At 24.9% G+C, this 18,249-nt stretch carries 12 protein-coding genes and 5 pseudogenes; 7 read left to right on the top strand and 10 right to left on the bottom strand.

Annotated elements, in window-relative coordinates; all coding sequences use genetic code 4:
- The first annotated feature begins 733 nt into the window (after nucleotides 1–733).
- On the top strand, nucleotides 734–1,150 hold the full coding sequence (locus ACQH20_RS03040; RefSeq protein WP_425377476.1) for a transposase: 417 nt from the start codon (nucleotides 734–736) through the stop codon (nucleotides 1,148–1,150).
- A gap of 52 nt (nucleotides 1,151–1,202) precedes the next feature.
- Here ACQH20_RS03040 and ACQH20_RS03035 read toward each other — a convergent pair.
- The 6 genes and pseudogenes from ACQH20_RS03035 to ACQH20_RS03010 all read right to left on the bottom strand — a co-directional run.
- Nucleotides 1,203–1,343, bottom strand: a pseudogene (locus tag ACQH20_RS03035) (IS256 family transposase); the annotation flags it as partial.
- 41 nt (nucleotides 1,344–1,384) lie between these two features.
- Nucleotides 1,385–2,710: pseudogene (locus tag ACQH20_RS03030) on the bottom strand (IS256 family transposase).
- 57 nt (nucleotides 2,711–2,767) lie between these two features.
- Nucleotides 2,768–3,898 carry an IS256 family transposase gene (locus ACQH20_RS03025; RefSeq protein WP_425377576.1) on the bottom strand — a complete coding sequence of 377 codons (1,131 nt, stop codon included), beginning with the start codon at nucleotides 3,896–3,898 and terminating at the stop codon, nucleotides 2,768–2,770.
- A 616-nt stretch (nucleotides 3,899–4,514) separates the two neighbouring features.
- Nucleotides 4,515–5,513, bottom strand: a complete 999-nt coding sequence (locus tag ACQH20_RS03020) for an ABC transporter ATP-binding protein (protein WP_425377475.1) — start codon at nucleotides 5,511–5,513, stop codon at nucleotides 4,515–4,517.
- A 20-nt stretch (nucleotides 5,514–5,533) separates the two neighbouring features.
- The gene (locus ACQH20_RS03015) at nucleotides 5,534–9,529 is read right to left on the bottom strand and encodes an ABC transporter permease (RefSeq protein ID WP_425377474.1); all 3,996 of its coding nucleotides are present in this window, start codon (nucleotides 9,527–9,529) and stop codon (nucleotides 5,534–5,536) included.
- A gap of 40 nt (nucleotides 9,530–9,569) precedes the next feature.
- Nucleotides 9,570–10,433: a hypothetical protein gene (locus ACQH20_RS03010; RefSeq protein ID WP_425377473.1), complete on the bottom strand. Its 864-nt coding sequence runs from the start codon at nucleotides 10,431–10,433 to the stop codon at nucleotides 9,570–9,572.
- A 119-nt stretch (nucleotides 10,434–10,552) separates the two neighbouring features.
- Between ACQH20_RS03010 and ACQH20_RS03005 the strand changes: the two genes are divergently transcribed.
- From ACQH20_RS03005 to ACQH20_RS02995, 3 genes and pseudogenes are all read left to right on the top strand, one after another.
- Nucleotides 10,553–10,858, top strand: coding sequence for a hypothetical protein (locus tag ACQH20_RS03005; protein WP_425377472.1), 306 nt, complete (start codon nucleotides 10,553–10,555; stop codon nucleotides 10,856–10,858).
- A 57-nt stretch (nucleotides 10,859–10,915) separates the two neighbouring features.
- Nucleotides 10,916–12,115, top strand: a complete 1,200-nt coding sequence (locus ACQH20_RS03000; RefSeq protein WP_425377575.1) for an IS256 family transposase — start codon at nucleotides 10,916–10,918, stop codon at nucleotides 12,113–12,115.
- Nucleotides 12,116–12,172: 57 nt separating this feature from the next.
- Nucleotides 12,173–12,328 (top strand): annotated as a pseudogene (locus ACQH20_RS02995) (IS256 family transposase); the annotation flags it as partial.
- Between the two features lie 109 nt (nucleotides 12,329–12,437).
- Here the strand turns inward: ACQH20_RS02995 and ACQH20_RS02990 are convergent.
- Nucleotides 12,438–12,803 (bottom strand): annotated as a pseudogene (locus ACQH20_RS02990) (transposase); the annotation flags it as partial.
- Between the two features lie 89 nt (nucleotides 12,804–12,892).
- A complete protein-coding gene (locus ACQH20_RS02985; protein WP_425377471.1) occupies nucleotides 12,893–13,657 on the bottom strand; it encodes an IS3 family transposase in 765 nt (254 codons plus the stop codon).
- A 76-nt stretch (nucleotides 13,658–13,733) separates the two neighbouring features.
- Between ACQH20_RS02985 and ACQH20_RS02980 the strand changes: the two are divergent.
- Together ACQH20_RS02980 and ACQH20_RS02975 are read left to right on the top strand one after the other, a co-directional pair.
- Nucleotides 13,734–14,189, top strand: a pseudogene (locus ACQH20_RS02980) (transposase); the annotation flags it as partial.
- Nucleotides 14,190–14,295: 106 nt separating this feature from the next.
- Nucleotides 14,296–14,733, top strand: coding sequence for a hypothetical protein (locus ACQH20_RS02975; RefSeq protein WP_425377470.1), 438 nt, complete (start codon nucleotides 14,296–14,298; stop codon nucleotides 14,731–14,733).
- On the opposite strand, the gene ACQH20_RS02970 is transcribed toward ACQH20_RS02975, so the two are convergent.
- The gene (locus ACQH20_RS02970; protein WP_425377469.1) at nucleotides 14,705–14,833 is read right to left on the bottom strand and encodes a hypothetical protein; all 129 of its coding nucleotides are present in this window, start codon (nucleotides 14,831–14,833) and stop codon (nucleotides 14,705–14,707) included. The two genes, ACQH20_RS02975 and ACQH20_RS02970, sit on opposite strands and share 29 nt — an antisense overlap.
- Before the next feature lie 6 nt (nucleotides 14,834–14,839).
- Here ACQH20_RS02970 and ACQH20_RS02965 point away from each other — a divergent pair, with 6 nt between their 5' ends.
- Entirely contained in the window at nucleotides 14,840–16,018 is a 1,179-nt protein-coding gene (locus tag ACQH20_RS02965) for an IS3 family transposase (RefSeq protein ID WP_425376543.1), read from the top strand.
- Nucleotides 16,019–16,136: 118 nt separating this feature from the next.
- On the opposite strand, the gene ACQH20_RS02960 is transcribed toward ACQH20_RS02965, so the two are convergent.
- The gene (locus ACQH20_RS02960) at nucleotides 16,137–17,948 is read right to left on the bottom strand and encodes a PTS transporter subunit EIIC (RefSeq protein WP_425377468.1); all 1,812 of its coding nucleotides are present in this window, start codon (nucleotides 17,946–17,948) and stop codon (nucleotides 16,137–16,139) included.
- Nucleotides 17,949–18,249: the final 301 nt, after the last annotated feature.

Raw genomic sequence — 18,249 nt, 5'->3', positions numbered from 1 at the left:
TTTTTCAAAAAAAATAAAAAATAAAACCAACACTTGCTCACTGGGGAGTGGCAAGGTTGGTTAAATAAAGAATAGAATTAATATAGTAGGTTCCCTAGTAGGTCTATATATACTAGTTTCCAATTCGCTCCCACCCCAAGAATTACCATTAAATGGTTAGTATAATTTATTAGGTATCACTCCACTTTTTATTTATTCATGCAAGTCCACATGTTCTAGCTACTATTTTTAACAACTGTGTTGTAGTTCACTTTTTTAGTTCCCTAACACGTGTTGATAATAGCGTTAAAGACGGTTATTAAAAATTTTAAAATTTTACAATTACAAAAAAAGACAAGATTATTTCTTGTCTTTTTCCTTGTTAATAATTTTTATTTTATCTTATAAAATCTATATTTTTTAAAATACGTCGAATATAAATTTAAGGGTAAAAGAGAATTTAATTTGTCTATCATCATTTTTAAATGGTAATTTCGGAAATAAGTTACTAATATGATAATTAATTATTTCGTAACTTTGACAACCGCCCAAAAAATTTGATTATAGAACTAAATCAGGAAGTTTAAGATATGATAATTTATTAAAACGTGATTTTTCAACTACTAATTTAAATGAAAAATTAGGTACTGATATAACTTATTTATTAACTAATGGTAAAACATATTATTTATCAATTGTTAAAGATTTTCATAATAATGAAATATTAGATTATAAAATAAGTGCAAGTTTAGACATGACATTTGTTGTCCAAAACATTATCCAAGCTTGAGTTAATGCTCAAAAACCTACTTCATGAATTTTACAATCAGATCAAGGATTTTACTATACAAATCCTTCTTATAAAATTTTATGTGATGAATTAAAAATAAAAATTTCAATGTCTAGAAGAGGTAATTCCTGTGATAATGGTGCTACTGAAACTTGATTTGGAACAATGAAAACAGAATTTCTATATCAAATTCCAAGAAAAAATAGAACTATTGAATGAATACAAGACAACTTACCTAAATATATTTACTTTTATAATAATTATCGATCTCAAATAAAATTAAAAGGAATGAGTCCAATCGAATATCGATTAGCTCATTCCAAACCAACAAATAATTACTTCATACCTATAAATTTAACACTTACAAACGCTATTTTATAAAATTTAATAAAAGGTTACTTTTATTGTCCACTTTTCTTGACAAGTTCAGATTAATTCTATCTTCAAATTTTATCATAAAATGAGCAATTGCTGTATTTCAATTTTGAATGGGCATTGTTCATTTTTTTGTTATATTTTCAATTGCTAAATAAAATATTTTAAAAACTGCCATATCATTAGGAAAAACTTTTTTGAGGCTTTTATGTAATCTGTGTATCTTTGTTTTACAAAGTACTAGTTTAGATTAATTCTATCTTCAGATTTTATCATAAAATGAGCAATTGCTGTATTTCAATTTTGAATGGGCATTGTTCATTTTTTTGTTATATTTTCAATTGCTAAATAAAATATTTTAAAAACTGCCATATCATTAGGAAAAACTTTTTTATTTCTGATAACTTTTCGTAATTGACTATTTACAGATTCAATAGCATTTGTTGTATAAATCACTCTTTTAATTTCTGCAGGATAACTAATAAAAACAATTAAATTATCTCAATTTTTATATCAAGATTTAGCAATTTGAGGATATTGTTTATTTCACTTATTTTCAAAGGATTCTAAAGCCTGCATTGCTTGTTCTTCACTACATGCAGTATAAATTGGTTTTAAATCTGCAACTAGAGATTTTCTATGCTTATATGAGACATATTTCAAACTATTTCTAATTTGATGAACTATGCATAATTGATGTTCTGTTTTAAGATAAACTGATTGTATTGCTTCTGACATGCCTGTTAAATTATCACTGCAGGCAATAAGAATATCATTTAAGCCACGATTTTTCATTTCTGTTAAATTTGCTAATCAAAATTTAGCACCTTCATTTTCACTAATTAATAAACCTAAAACATCTTTTTTACCTTCTAAATCAACTCCTAAAGCTATATAAACTGATTTATTAATAATCCTTTTATCTTGTCGTACTTTCACTATTATGCAATCAAAATAAACAATCGGATAGACACTTTCTAATGGTCGATTTTGCCATGCTTTTACATCATCAATAACATCATCAGTAATTTGACTAATAACACTTTCACTAATATCAGCACCATGATATAACTCTTGTAATTGCATTCTAATATCTGATAATGTCATACCTTTTGCATATAAAGAAAGACTTGTGGGACTTTCCTAAAAACTGTGTTTTTTAAATAAATTTTAGTTGTAAAATCACTAAGTTACACAGATTGCTGGAAAGTCCCGAACTTGTTGATCAAAACCATCAAATCTTCTTTGTCTTTTTGCAACTATTACAGGATTAAAATTACTATTGCGATCTCGTGGTACATCAATCTCAATTTTACCTTGTTGAGTTATTAATTTTTTTGAACTTATACCATTACGAGCATTGTCACTATTACTATGTTGATTCTTATCATATCCTAAATAATTTTGCATCTCAGAATTCAACATTTTTTCTACTAATCTTTTTGTTAATTCTTTATACAATTTTCCCTCTTTAAAAACTGTTGTTAAATCTTCAGTATTTTCTAATAATAAATCTACTGCTTTTGATATTGGATCATTATTATTAATATTTTGCTTTTTAGCCATCTGTAACTCACTCTTTCTAGTCATTTAATTATATTTACTAGAATTAATTAAACATAGTTATTTTTGTAAGTTACACAGATTACTAAACATTACCACTTTTTTATTTCTGATAACTTTTCGTAATTGACTATTTACAGATTCAATAGCATTTGTTGTATAAATCACTCTTTTAATTTCTGCAGGATAACTAATAAAAACAATTAAATTATCTCAATTTTTATATCAAGATTTAGCAATTTGAGGATATTGTTTATTTCACTTATTTTCAAAGGATTCTAAAGCCTGCATTGCTTGTTCTTCACTACATGCAGTATAAATTGGTTTTAAATCTGCAACTAGAGATTTTCTATGCTTATATGAGACATATTTCAAACTATTTCTAATTTGATGAACTATGGATAATTGATGTTCTGTTTTAAGATAAACTGATTGTATTGCTTCTGACATGCCTGTTAAATTATCACTGCAGGCAATAAGAATATCATTTAAGCCACGATTTTTCATTTCTGTTAAATTTGTTAATCAAAATTTAGCACCTTCATTTTCACTAATTCATAAACCTAAAACATCTTTTTTACCTTCTAAATCAACTCCTAAAGCTATATAAACTGATTTATTAATAATCCTTTTATCTTGTCGTACTTTCACTATTATGCAATCAAAATAAACAATCGGATAGACACTTTCTAATGGTCGATTTTGCCATGCTTTTACATCATCAATAACATCATCAGTAATTTGACTAATAACACTTTCACTAATATCAGCACCAAGATATAACTCTTGTAATTGCATTCTAATATCTGATAATGTCATACCTTTTGCATATAAAGAAAGAACTTGTTGATCAAAACCATCAAATCTTCTTTGTCTTTTTGCAACTATTACAGGATTAAAATTACTATTGCGATCTCGTGGTACATCAATCTCAATTTTACCTTGTTGAGTTATTAATTTTTTTGAACTTATACCATTACGAGCATTGTCACTATTACTATGTTGATTCTTATCATATCCTAAATAATTTTGCATCTCAGAATTCAACATTTTTTCTACTAATCTTTTTGTTAATTCTTTATACAATCCTCCATCTTTAAAAACTGTTGTTAAATCTTCAGTATTTTCTAATAATAAATCTACTGCTTTTGATATTGGATCATTATTATTAATATTTTGCTTTTTAGCCATCTGTAACTCACTCTTTCTAGTCATTTAATTATATTTACTAGAATTAATTAAACATAGTTATTTTTGTAAGTTACACAGATTACTAAACATTACCTTAAAATAATTACTTTTTTTGCAAGTTTCATTTAAATATTTTTAAGTCATACTTTAATATGATAATATTTATTATTATTTTATTTTTAATTGTATTAAATTAAGGTATGATTTTTTAATTTAATACTAAAATTTCTAAAAAGGAATGTTTAACTTAGTTCTTCTATTTTAATATTACTATTAATATTTTTTTTGTTATCTACATTTTGCTTATTTTTATTATATAATAAAGAAATTCCTATTATTAAACCAATTAAATTTAATGTTAAAAATAATAATATGATGCCTAATGCATTATTACTATTACATAAAGTTATACCTCAAATTAAAAACACTATTCAAATTACTAAACATATTCATATAATAAATGTAATTAAACCAATACTCATTACCTTGCACCTTTTTCTTTCTAAAAAATAATTAAACTAAATAAAATATAGTATTTTCTATTAGATTCTTATAATTTAATATTTTTTTCTTTATACAAGTATTTATTAAATCAACCCCCATCTATACCCTTTTCTTATGATCAATTTATTTCATTTGGTTTCATTGGTTTTTCATTATTCTTTACACTAATAATTTTACCATTTTTAACGTTAATAACAGTATTTGCAACATATTGGAAGTTAGGATTATGAGTAACCATAATAATTGATGTTTTATATTCTCGATTAACATCCAATAAAATTTCTAACACCTTACGCCCCATTTCCTCATCAAGTGCTCCTGTTGGCTCATCACAAAATAAAATTGTCGGTTTTTTTGCTAGTGCTCTACCAATCGATACTCTTTGTTGTTGTCCACCTGATAATTGACTTGGAAACTTATTCATATGTTCATCCATTTCAATAACTTGAAAAATATCATCAATACTCATATTTTTATTTTTAGCAAGATTTTCACCAACTTCAGCATTTTCACGAGCAGTTAAGTTAGTTAATAAATTGTATTGTTGAAAAATAAAACCAACATTATCTCGTCTAAATTTAGTTAAATGACTATCTTTTAATAAAGATAAATTGTATCCCGCCACAAAAACATCACCAGTATTAGGTTTATCCAATCCCGAAATAATATTTAATAATGTTGTCTTACCACTTCCCGATGCTCCTAAGATAACAAGAAAATCACCTAATTTAATTTTTAAATTAACTCCTTTTAATACTTCATATTCTAAGTCTCCAGTTAAGTAAGATTTTTTAACATCAAATAATTCAATAACATTAGTTTGAGTATCAGGAGTATTATTAGTCATTGATATAATTTTACCTGCTAAAATTTCTTTTGAATGAGTTTTTGTTAATTTTTTAATTGCTTTTTGATTATCTTTAAAAGCTTGCAATTTAGCTTTATTAGCTTCTATTTCTTCCTTTGATTCTGGTTTATCATGAGATTTATGAGTTACTGGTGGTATTGTACCTGCGGTTTTAGATACTGACTTCTTTGTAAAAGTAGATTCTAACTTATTTTTAGTTACTTGTTCACTTGAATTTTTAGTGTTTTTTTTATCATTTTTCATGTTTTTATTCCTTTCTGCTTTTAATCAATTTCATTTAAAGTTTTAATTGGATTAATCTTCTTCATGGCATATCAATCAATAATAAAGGTTGTTGCATAAATACCAAAGACAATTAAACCAACCACAAGCGGTAATCATCAAACAAAGAATAATGGTAAAACCCATGTTGTATTAGCAGCTAAATAGTTAAAAATAAACTTAACAATTATTCATCCTACAGGAAAACCAATAACAAACATAACAGCAATCACTGGTAAATACATACCAATAACAATATTAGTTATTTTTGTATCACTATAACCAAGTGTTTTCATTGTTGCTATTGTTTTACGATTTTCATAAATCACTAAATTACTTGTTAATAAAATAATAAAGAACGAAATGATTAATGAAAAGATAATAAATGCAACCAATACTGTATCAACTAAAGCAGTAATTTGATTTAACAACTGATGATGGATATCTTGTGGCGTAATATTAACAGCACTACCTGCACCATAACCTTGATAAGTACCAGAACCATCAGTACCACCATTTAAACCAAAAGCACTGTAATCTCCATACATTTGCGAAGTTGAAAATGAATTAGTTATATCTGGTAATGATTGCGAATTTGAAAATTTAAAATTAAAGATTGGATTTTCATTTTCAAATATTTGATTAAGTTTATAAATAACGGGATCATTTAATTGATTAAGAAAATTTTGATATTCATTAAATGATTTTAATTTACCAAAATCAACATCACAAGTTGTTTTTTTGTCTTCTCATTCTTTTTTAAATAATAAAAATAAAAATTCTTTTGTTTTATTAAATGATAAAACTTTATCAGCATTAGTTTTACTAATATAAGCATTAGGTTGACCATAACCATTATATATACCAATTACTTTATACGTTGGTGTTTTAGAACTTATCTTATCTTTATAAGAATTAACAATCTTACCAGCAGCAACTTCTTTTAACATATTTGTAGCATTAATACCCGCATTAACATAAGCCTCATCCTTTAACTCATCAACTTGTGTATAACCAGTTTGTTGTTTTAATAATGTTACATTATTAACATTTTTACTATCACCAACAACGTTATCAATATTAATTTTATCCAAATCAAAAGGTTTCAATTTATTATTATCTTTAAATTTCATAGTATTACCATTACTACTCATTTTAAATTCATCATTTATTTTTAAATTTAATTGTTTAGCAATAGTTTGATTAATAACAAGACTAATACTATCATCACTATTTTCTTGTTCTAAAAGTGGATTTAATGAAGAACCTCCAGCATCATATAATTGCATCATTGAAGGTTTGCCTAACTGTTGTTGATTTTGTAAACCATAAACTTTCATTAAATATTTGTTCTGTTTAAATAATTTTTCAGGAGTACCAATAAAGTAAGTTCCTAATTCATCGGTTTTTTTATCAAAAGGCACAACATTAAAAGCAACATTAAAAGGAGCATTGGGATCACTATAAGCTTTGGCAATATTTTGACGAATAAAATATGGGCTTTTAGTATAAGCACCTTGCACTACAGTTTGTCCCATTCTATTATAAAATAAAGCACCAAATCAAATTCCAACTTTATTAATTCAACTATCACGCTCTTTGTCACTAATTTCAGATGCATTATTATTCAATAATTGTGTTTCATTAGTTAAATGTCACGGATATAATTTATCGCTAGTATCAAAACTTAAATTATCAATATCATTAATAAAAGTAGGACCCTTACTTGAGGCATTTTTGTAAGCAGGAATATTAGTATTTGCTCAATCTTTGAATTTTGTAATATCTAAATCATTAGGATTAGTACTAATCTTACCAGTCTTCGAAATCGTACCACTAATATTCATTGCCACTGTTGTTCGATAGTTTTGATAAAATTTTCTAATAATATTATAAGTATTCTCACTATAAAAACTGTTAATATTAGTATTTTTTAAAACTGTGTCATACATTGGTAATGCATTTGGTCAAGCCATTTGTACCATAATTCCAACAATCACAGAAGCATCTTTAATATCACTAGAATCTAATCCATTTAAAAAGTTTTTAGTAAGCATTTTACAATTTAAATATGTTAAACCAGTATATCCTAAATCACTAATAGCAGCACCGGGATTAGATTCATCTGACATTGGAGCATATGCTTCAGCATTAATATTATTTTCTAATAATTCTTTAACAAAAGTATGATTTAATGGTTCAGAATTATCAAAACGTGGTGGATGTCAATATGTATCACCAGTAGTACTATCAACAGTAGAAGTATAAGTTCAATCATCTTTATTATTTGGATTATAAGTTTTATAAAAACTATATGGAGAATTATAAGTCGGAATGTAATATTCAACTAAGGAGTGATAATTCATACCAGTAAAAGAAAGTAATTTATTATCAGCCATAATTTTTGGACCAATAATAGATGTTGTCATTAAAGTTGTTCCTAAAAACATAGTTAATGATGCTGCTGCCATTTTTCCAATTGATGATGTAAATAGTGATAAACGGAATCTTGTTAAAAATCCACGATTAATACTTTTTGTTTTAATAATTCGACTAAAGCGAGAATTAACAGTAGCTGATTCGTTTTTAATTAAATCTATTGGTTTTTTAATAACTGTTAAAGCACTAATAACTCATGCAATAATTGATAAAAAACCAAATATTAAAATTAAACAATATATAAATCCTAAACCATTAAAAATAAAATGACCAAAATCTAGATTAAAATAGTTGGCAAATGTTTGAACTATAATTACTTGTAAACCACTTGCTGGTAAAAACACTAAAATAGTACCAATAAGTGCTGCTACCATTGGATAAGCTAAAGATGTAATTAAAATTTTAATATTACTATAACCTAATGATTTTAAAATTCCAATTTGTGTTCGTGAATTATCAATATTTTTATAAGTAATTAATATTACTGTAATTCCTGTAATAATTAAAACAATTAACAATAAACCAATTAATAAACTTTTAAATCCAATAATAGTTGCATTCAAAGTAGCAGTACGATTATTAAACGTATACTTATTATTTTCTAACTTATATACTAAAGCAGCATCAGAATCAATAGTATTAATATATTTACTTCTTAAACTTTGTGAAATTAATTTAATATCATTAATTTTACCTATTGTTGATTTTTCAACAAAATAAATTTCGCGATCATTATCAGAATAAATTGTGATTTTTTCATTAGCTTTATCATATGATCAAATATAATTATTTTTTTCTAACCTTTTACTTAAACCAAATTGCATTGGATCAACGTATAATAAACCTTCACGAGTTTTATTTGGAATTGGTGTAGTTTGATCAATAATTGGGGTTGTGAAATCAGCAGATACACCATATCCAACAATTTTTAATCAATTATAACTACTATAAGCAGCATCATTTAAATCATATCCTGAAACTTTTAAACTACTTCCTAATTGATCTGATTGCACACGAATTGTATCATTAATATGCAAATTATTTTTTTGAGCAAATTCTTTATTAATAACTACCTGTTTTCAACTTGGAGTTTTATCTGGATTATTACTATCTCCTATTTGATAACCATCACTAATGATTAATTTATCAATACGAGCATCTTGATTATAAGTTAATATTTTTAAAATTCTAGGATTACTATTATTATCTAATTGCATAGTTCTGCCTTCAACACGATCTCATATAAATTCATTACCAGCATCATTTGCAATATTGTTAATATCAAAATCATTCTTTTCATCAACAGCAGTTGTTGATGTTAAGATTTTATTAGAAACAGTTTTTGGAGTAGTATTAGATAAATCAATAACAAAATCATGTAAATTAGATTTTGCAACTAATGTTGAATATTCATCAGAAATTCTCGCTAAACTTGTTTGCATTAATGAAAAAATAGTTGATGATAATAATACTAAAACAATTAAACCAACTAATTGAATTTTATTACGAAATGCTTGTTTAAACGCATTTTTAAAAAGCAAAAATGATTGTTTTTTCATATTCGTTCTTCCTTTCTTTTAAATTTTAAAACAAAAAAAGTTATTGAATTAAAGCCATTTTTCAACCATTAATTAAAGTTTTTAAATCTTGAATAGTTTTAGTAATAAGTAGTGTTAATTGGGCACTTAAAAAATAAGTTAAATTCTTCTTAAAAATAGCAATTAAAAGTTTTTTATTATTATTAGTAATAGAAACTTGGTGGTCAAAATTAGTAAACATTTGTTTTTTAAATTGCCATGTTAAAATGATAATTTTAGTTTTAGTATATGCTTTTACTGGAAATTGTTTATTAATAATATTTGGTAATGAAGAATTACTAAATAATGTTACTCAAGTTTTTTTAATTAAATTAAAAATTGTAAATAAATTATCACTAAACATTTTTCATGAAAAGAAACCTAATCAATAGTAAAAGAACACTAAAATTAGTACTGAAATAAAGTTATTTATTGATGGTAATGATATTTTAATCATAGTAAAATTAAATTGTAAAATAATAGCAATTATAATAATTGACAAAATAGTAAAACGCATCACTTTCATAATTTGATTATTATTACGGCTTAAAAAACTAAAACAAATAAATAAATGTAAAATCGAAATCAATGATAGCATTGGTAAACTTTCTAAATCTAAAAAATTAATATTTATTACCATTTCTTGAACTGGTAATAAAAATAAACAAAATTGTGCTAAAAATCATAAACTAAATTGAAGAATAATGATTTTTGTTTTATTAAATATTTTTTTATTATTAATACTATTTTTATGAAAATTAATAGTAATTAAAAAAGTTAATTTCATAATTAAAAGTAAAAAAAGAACTGGTAAACCAAAAAAAATAAATAATTGTTCAAAATTATTAATACTATTAATTTTTAAAATATTACTACTACGTAACATTATATTCACCTTTAAATAAACTTTGCTATTATTATAATTATAAACTATTAAAATTAAAAAATGCAATTATTTAGTTTTAGATAGTGTTCAAATATTTAAAAAGAAAAGGAAAAAAGAAAATGTTATGAAACTGCTGTATTAAATTCTTTAGTAATAATTTTGATAATGAATATCAATATTTACAACCTATGGATTCAAACTATATGTACTACCCCACTACTAATTATCAAACTACTACATCTACTACTAAAATAATAGCTGTTGAACAACCAACTAAAAATACATCAACAGTTTTTTCAAATAGAAAAATTATTTCAAAACCATTGAAAAAAAAGATACAAGAAATTAATTTTAATAATATTACTATTTTTGAAGAAGAAAGAAATCAGGTAATGTTTAGTAATCTGTGTAACTTACAAAAATAACTATGTTTAATTAATTCTAGTAAATATAATTAAATGACTAGAAAGAGTGAGTTACAGATGGCTAAAAAGCAAAATATTAATAATAATGATCCAATATCAAAAGCAGTAGATTTATTATTAGAAAATACTGAAGATTTAACAACAGTTTTTAAAGAGGGAGGATTGTATAAAGAATTAACAAAAAGATTAGTAGAAAAAATGTTGAATTCTGAGATGCAAAATTATTTAGGATATGATAAGAATCAACATAGTAATAGTGACAATGCTCGTAATGGTATAAGTTCAAAAAAATTAATAACTCAACAAGGTAAAATTGAGATTGATGTACCACGAGATCGCAATAGTAATTTTAATCCTGTAATAGTTGCAAAAAGACAAAGAAGATTTGAAGGTTTTGATCAACAAGTTCTTTCTTTATATGCAAAAGGTATGACATTATCAGATATTAGAATGCAATTACAAGAGTTATATCATGGTGCTGATATTAGTGAAAGTGTTATTAGTCAAATTACTGATGATGTTATTGATGATGTAAAAGCATGGCAAAATCGACCATTAGAAAGTGTCTATCCGATTGTTTATTTTGATTGCATAATAGTGAAAGTACGACAAGATAAAAGGATTATTAATAAATCAGTTTATATAGCTTTAGGAGTTGATTTAGAAGGTAAAAAAGATGTTTTAGGTTTATGAATTAGTGAAAATGAAGGTGCTAAATTTTGATTAGCAAATTTAACAGAAATGAAAAATCGTGGCTTAAATGATATTCTTATTGCCTGCAGTGATAATTTAACAGGCATGTCAGAAGCAATACAATCAGTTTATCTTAAAACAGAACATCAATTATGCATAGTTCATCAAATTAGAAATAGTTTGAAATATGTCTCATATAAGCATAGAAAATCTCTAGTTGCAGATTTAAAACCAATTTATACTGCATGTAGTGAAGAACAAGCAATGCAGGCTTTAGAATCCTTTGAAAATAAGTGAAATAAACAATATCCTCAAATTGCTAAATCTTGATATAAAAATTGAGATAATTTAATTGTTTTTATTAGTTATCCTGCAGAAATTAAAAGAGTGATTTATACAACAAATGCTATTGAATCTGTAAATAGTCAATTACGAAAAGTTATCAGAAATAAAAAAGTTTTTCCTAATGATATGGCAGTTTTTAAAATATTTTATTTAGCAATTGAAAATATAACAAAAAAATGAACGGTAATGTTTAGTAATCTGTGTAACTTACAAAAATAACTATGTTTAATTAATTCTAGTAAATATAATTAAATGACTAGAAAGAGTGAGTTACAGATGGCTAAAAAGCAAAATATTAATAATAATGATCTAATATCAAAAGCAGTAGATTTATTATTAGAAAATACTGAAGATTTAACAACAGTTTTTAAAGAGGGAGGATTGTATAAAGAATTAACAAAAAGATTAGTAGAAAAAATGTTGAATTCTGAGGAGGCTTTTATGTAATCTGTGTATCTTTGTGGGACTTTCCAGCAATCTGTGTAACTTAGTGATTTTACAACTAAAATTTATTTAAAAAAGACAGTTTTTAGGAAAGTCCCGCATATAAAGAAAGAACTTGTTGATCAAAACCTTCAAATCTTCTTTGTCTTTTTGCAACTATTACAGGATTAAAATTACTATTGCGATCTCGTGGTACATCAATCTCAATTTTACCTTGTTGAGTTATTAATTTTTTTGAACTTATACCATTACGAGCATTGTCACTATTACTATGTTGATTCTTATCATATCCTAAATAATTTTGCATCTCAGAATTCAACATTTTTTCTACTAATCTTTTTGTTAATTCTTTATACAATCCTCCCTCTTTAAAAACTGTTGTTAAATCTTCAGTATTTTCTAATAATAAATCTACTGCTTTTGATATTAGATCATTATTATTAATATTTTGCTTTTTAGCCATCTGTAACTCACTCTTTCTAGTCATTTAATTATATTTACTAGAATTAATTAAACATAGTTATTTTTGTAAGTTACACAGATTACTAAACATTACCGAAAATCTTTAACAATTGATAAATAATATGTTTTACCATTAGTTAATAAATAAGTTATATCAGTACCTAATTTTTCATTTAAATTAGTAGTTGAAAAATCACGTTTTAATAAATTATCATATCTTAAACTTCCTGATTTAGTTCTATAATCAAATTTTTTTATGCGAACCTTAGCTTTTAAACTCATATTTTTCATATATCTATATACAATATGAAATTTTAATTTTAAATTATAAATTTTGTTAATTCATAAAGTTATCATTTTATAACCATAAATTTCTTGAAATTCATAAAAAATATTTTTAATTATATTAGCTAAAAATGTATCTCATTTATTAAATTCATTAATTCCATTCTTAATTCACTTATAATATCCTGATTTTGAAACATTTAATAATCAACATAAATAACTAATCTGATATTTTTTCTTCAATGAGAAAATCACAAAATATTTCTTCTTTTTTGTCGATTTTTCTAAATACTTTTTTATATCGTTCATTGCCTCAATATATTCAATTAATTCTTGTTTTGTCATTTCATTAAAATTTAAAGATTTGGGTCGACCTGTTCTTTTGGTTTTTTTAGCACGAATTCCATTGCCATATTCTAAACCTTTTTCACCTAATAATTTATATGCTTTAATTCATTCTTTTATTGATGATCGACCAATACCATACTCTAATGCGGTTTTATCAATTGTTTTAATTTTACTTATTTTCATTATTTTTAACTTTTCTTCTTTTGATAGTCATTTAGCCATAAAAAAATGAACACCTTCCTTAAAGTATTTTTAACACAAAGGTTACAATTCTGTGTCTACTTTATTCTAGATGTTCACTTATGTTCAAGTTAATGGCAAATGAAACTATATTTGCTTATTAATCGACCTATTTAACCGCGAAATTATTGGACATAGTGTAGGTACTAAAAAAGATGCATCATTGGTATACCAAGCATTTATGCAATCAAATCGCTGTTTAAAAGATATGCAAATATTTCATACTGATCGCGGTAACAAATTTAATAACAAAACTATCGATAAACTTTTATTAGCATTCAACATTACCCGTTCTTTAAGCAAAAAAGGTTGTCCTTATGACAATGCTGTTGCTGAAGCGACTTTTAAAACTTTTAAGAGAGAATTTATTAATGAAAAAAATTTTATATCATTAATCCAATTAAAATTAGAATTATTTGATTATATCAACTGATACAACAACATAAGAATTCACAGCACTCTAAAGTACTTAACTCCAGTTAAGTATGAAGAACAAATGTCTACCAAAAAATAGTCCTAAAAAGGGTTGCCATTCCAAATATTAAAGCTACTAAAGCTCATATAGCCATTAAATGGTTATATGAGCTTTTAATTGATTAAAAAAGATAGGAGTAAAAATAATGGCAGTAGGTAAACATTTAATTACTAACATTTTACAAAAAATAAAATCACAAGTAGCAACATTAACTAAAGAAGACATTATTACTGCGCTTAATATTATCTATATAACTTGTGCAGAATATAATGCTATTGATAGTTCTATTAGTAATATTGCCAAATATTATCACCAAGAAGATGAAAAATTTGATAGTCAATTGTTTAGAAAAAATTTGCATAGTTCTTTGCAATATATTGATCAAGACAATTTATACAGTTTGAAAAGTTTGATTTGAATTATTTTAATAATTAATGTTTTTAATCATCCTTTATTATTTAGTGATTTTAGTGATTTTATTAAAAAAGATATTACTAATATTGAATTTATGAAAACAAAAATAGAAATCCTAAAAAATGATAATATTTTTTTTATTAAAAAATTAGTTCGTGCAAGGACTTAAATAAGTTAAATAAATTAAGAGAGCAATTATGAACATCTAGAATAAAGTAGACACAGAATTGTAACCTTTGTGTTAAAAATACTTTAAGGAAGGTGTTCATTTTTTTATGGCTAAATGACTATCAAAAGAAGAAAAGTTAAAAATAATAAAAATAAGTAAAATTAAAACAATTGATAAAACCGCATTAGAGTATGGTATTGGTCGATCATCAATAAAAGAATGAATTAAAGCATATAAATTATTAGGTGAAAAAGGTTTAGAATATGGCAATGGAATTCGTGCTAAAAAAACCAAAAGAACAGGTCGACCCAAATCTTTAAATTTTAATGAAATGACAAAACAAGAATTAATTGAATATATTGAGGCAATGAACGATATAAAAAAGTATTTAGAAAAATCGACAAAAAAGAAGAAATATTTTGTGATTTTCTCATTGAAGAAAAAATATCAGATTAGTTATTTATGTTGATTATTAAATGTTTCAAAATCAGGATATTATAAGTGAATTAAGAATGGAATGAATGAATTTAATAAATGAGATACATTTTTAGCTAATATAATTAAAAATATTTTTTATGAATTTCAAGAAATTTATGGTTATAAAATGATAACTTTATGAATTAACAAAATTTATAATTTAAAATTAAAATTTCATATTGTATATAGATATATGAAAAATATGAGTTTAAAAGCTAAGGTTCGCATAAAAAAATTTGATTATAGAACTAAATCAGGAAGTTTAAGATATGATAATTTATTAAAACGTGATTTTTCAACTACTAATTTAAATGAAAAATTAGGTACTGATATAACTTATTTATTAACTAATGGTAAAACATATTATTTATCAATTGTTAAAGATTTTCATAATAATGAAATATTAGATTATAAAATAAGTGCAAGTTTAGACATGACATTTGTTGTCCAAAACATTATCCAAGCTTGAGTTAATGCTCAAAAACCTACTTCATGAATTTTACAATCAGATCAAGGATTTCACTATACAAATCCTTCTTATAAAATTTTATGTGATGAATTAAAAATAAAAATTTCAATGTCTAGAAGAGGTAATTCCTGTGATAATGGTGCTACTGAAACTTGATTTGGAACAATGAAAACAGAATTTCTATATCAAATTCCAAGAAAAAATAGAACTATTGAATGAATACAAGACAACTTACCTAAATATATTTACTTTTATAATAATTATCGACCTCAAATAAAATTAAAAGGAATGAGTCCAATCGAATATCGATTAGCTCATTCCAAACCAACAAATAATTAGTTCATACCTATAAATTTAACACTTACAAACGCTATTTTATAAAATTTAATAAAAGGTTACTTTTATTGTCCACTTTTCTTGACAAGTTCACTAATTATATTGTAATAATCACTTTTAATTATATATTAACTTTAGTTTTAATATTCAAAGTTGCTGAATTTTGTAACTGTGTCTTTATTGCATTGGCTACATGTTCAACATCGGTACCAATAACAATTTGCAAAGCTTCTTTATTCAAAATTTTAGTACCAAATGCTCCTGCGGCCTTAACTTTTGCCAAATTAACACGTGATGTATCTTTAACAATCAAACGTAACCTAGTAGCACAATTATCAATTTCAACAAAATTATCTGCACCAATTGCTTCAATTAATTTTGTTGCCATTAATGTATATTTATCACTTTTAAGATTTTTATTGCTTAACTCTGATTTTGTTGTTACTTTATTTTCTTCAACACCAAAATATTCTTCTCTTCCTGGTGTTTCAATATTCATTTTAGTAATTAATGTATAAAATACAATAAAATAAACTCCACCAGCAGCCACAATTAATAATAATACTCATAGTGGATTTGAAGTAATATGATAAGCACCTGTAGCATGATTAGCAAATCCTCATGATTGAACAAAAGAAATGCAATAGTCAATAATTCCAGCACTAAAACCAAAACCAACTTGGATATGCAATGCTGTCGTTATTGCAATAAATATCCCTGTTAATAAGGCATGAATTACTAATAATAATGGAGCAATAAATACAAATGAAAATTCAATTGGTTCAGTGATTCCACTAATAAAAGAAACTAAAGCAACTCCTCCTAAAAATCCTGATACCATTTTTCTATTTTCTTTTTTAGCTGCCATAATCATAGCTAAGGCAGCAGCGGGAATACCACCCATCATAATAGGAAAGAAACCTGATTGAAAAAATCCAGATCCTTCAATACCTCTAGTAAAAGCATTAATGTCTCCATTTACTCATTCCGTTGTTCCAGATGCAGCACCTGTAATTGGAGATATTATCTGACCATTAATTGGTAATTGAAATCAAAAAAAAGTATTTAAGATTTGATGTAATCCAAAAGGTAATAATAAACGATTTAATATTCCATAAACTGCTGTTCCTGGAATAGCAACTGCTGGATTATTTGGATTAGCAACTAATTGACCAAATTTCATTAATACTAATTGAATTCATGGTCAAACAATAGCAAATGCTAAAGCAGTGGGAATAGTTATTCCTAAAGCCACCATTGGTGCAAATCTTCTACCACCAAAGAATGATAATGCTTGAGAAAGTTTAATTTCTTTATATTTATTATATAAAACTGCAGATAAACACCCCGCTACAATTCCACCAAAAACACCAATGTTTAATACATAAATACCACCGATGATAGTTTTACCATCTGTTCCAAATTCTTCTACATAAAATAATGACGAAAATTTTTCACCTTTACTTGATGTAAAAGTTAAAACATTTTTATATAACATTTCTGGTAATGAATGTTCAATTGACGTCATTGCAGATATTGCCAAATAAAATACTGCTCCAACTAATGCAGCTTCACCACGATGATCTTTAGCTAAACCAAATGCTAAACCTAAAGCAAATAATAATGGTAAATTATCAAATACTATTTTTCCTGGTTGTTGAATAATATATGAAATTCAATAACCCACTTCATTAGTAACATGCATAACACCAGCATCAGTTGTAGTAGTAAATGTAAGCCCTAATGCTCCAAATCTGTTTAAAATAGCAGCGAATGGTAATACTGCAATTGGAAATTGTAATGCTTTACCTAAGTCTTGTAAAAATTTTAAAACATTATTTCAAGGACTTTTTTCTTTTGAGGTTTTTAATTCAATATTACTATTTTTTGTTTGTTTTTTCTCTTTATGTTTTTTTCAGAAAACTAAACCCATATTTTAACCCCTTCCTAAAACTTTTTCTTAATTTTTCAAAATTAAAACATTGAACTTATTGAAACTGATAATAGCACAATGGCACCAACTGTTGCACAAAACATTAAAAATATATAAAGAGCTTTATTTCAAAAATGAAAAACTTGATATGTAACTTTTTTTGGTTTAAATAAAAATTGCTCGTTAATCAGGCTCCTTTCTTTACGTAATTTTCTTTTAAATAAAAAAAACACAAGAAAAATAATACCAATACAAATCAAACCAATGATAAACATTATTCACATTGCCGATGTTGATAAAC

This window comes from Spiroplasma endosymbiont of Aleiodes alternator (assembly GCF_964031135.1).
GTDB lineage: Bacteria > Bacillota_I > Bacilli_A > Mycoplasmatales > VBWQ01 > Spiroplasma_E.
Note: the sequence above shows the minus strand (reverse complement) of the source record. Positions and strands in the feature narration are given on the sequence as shown.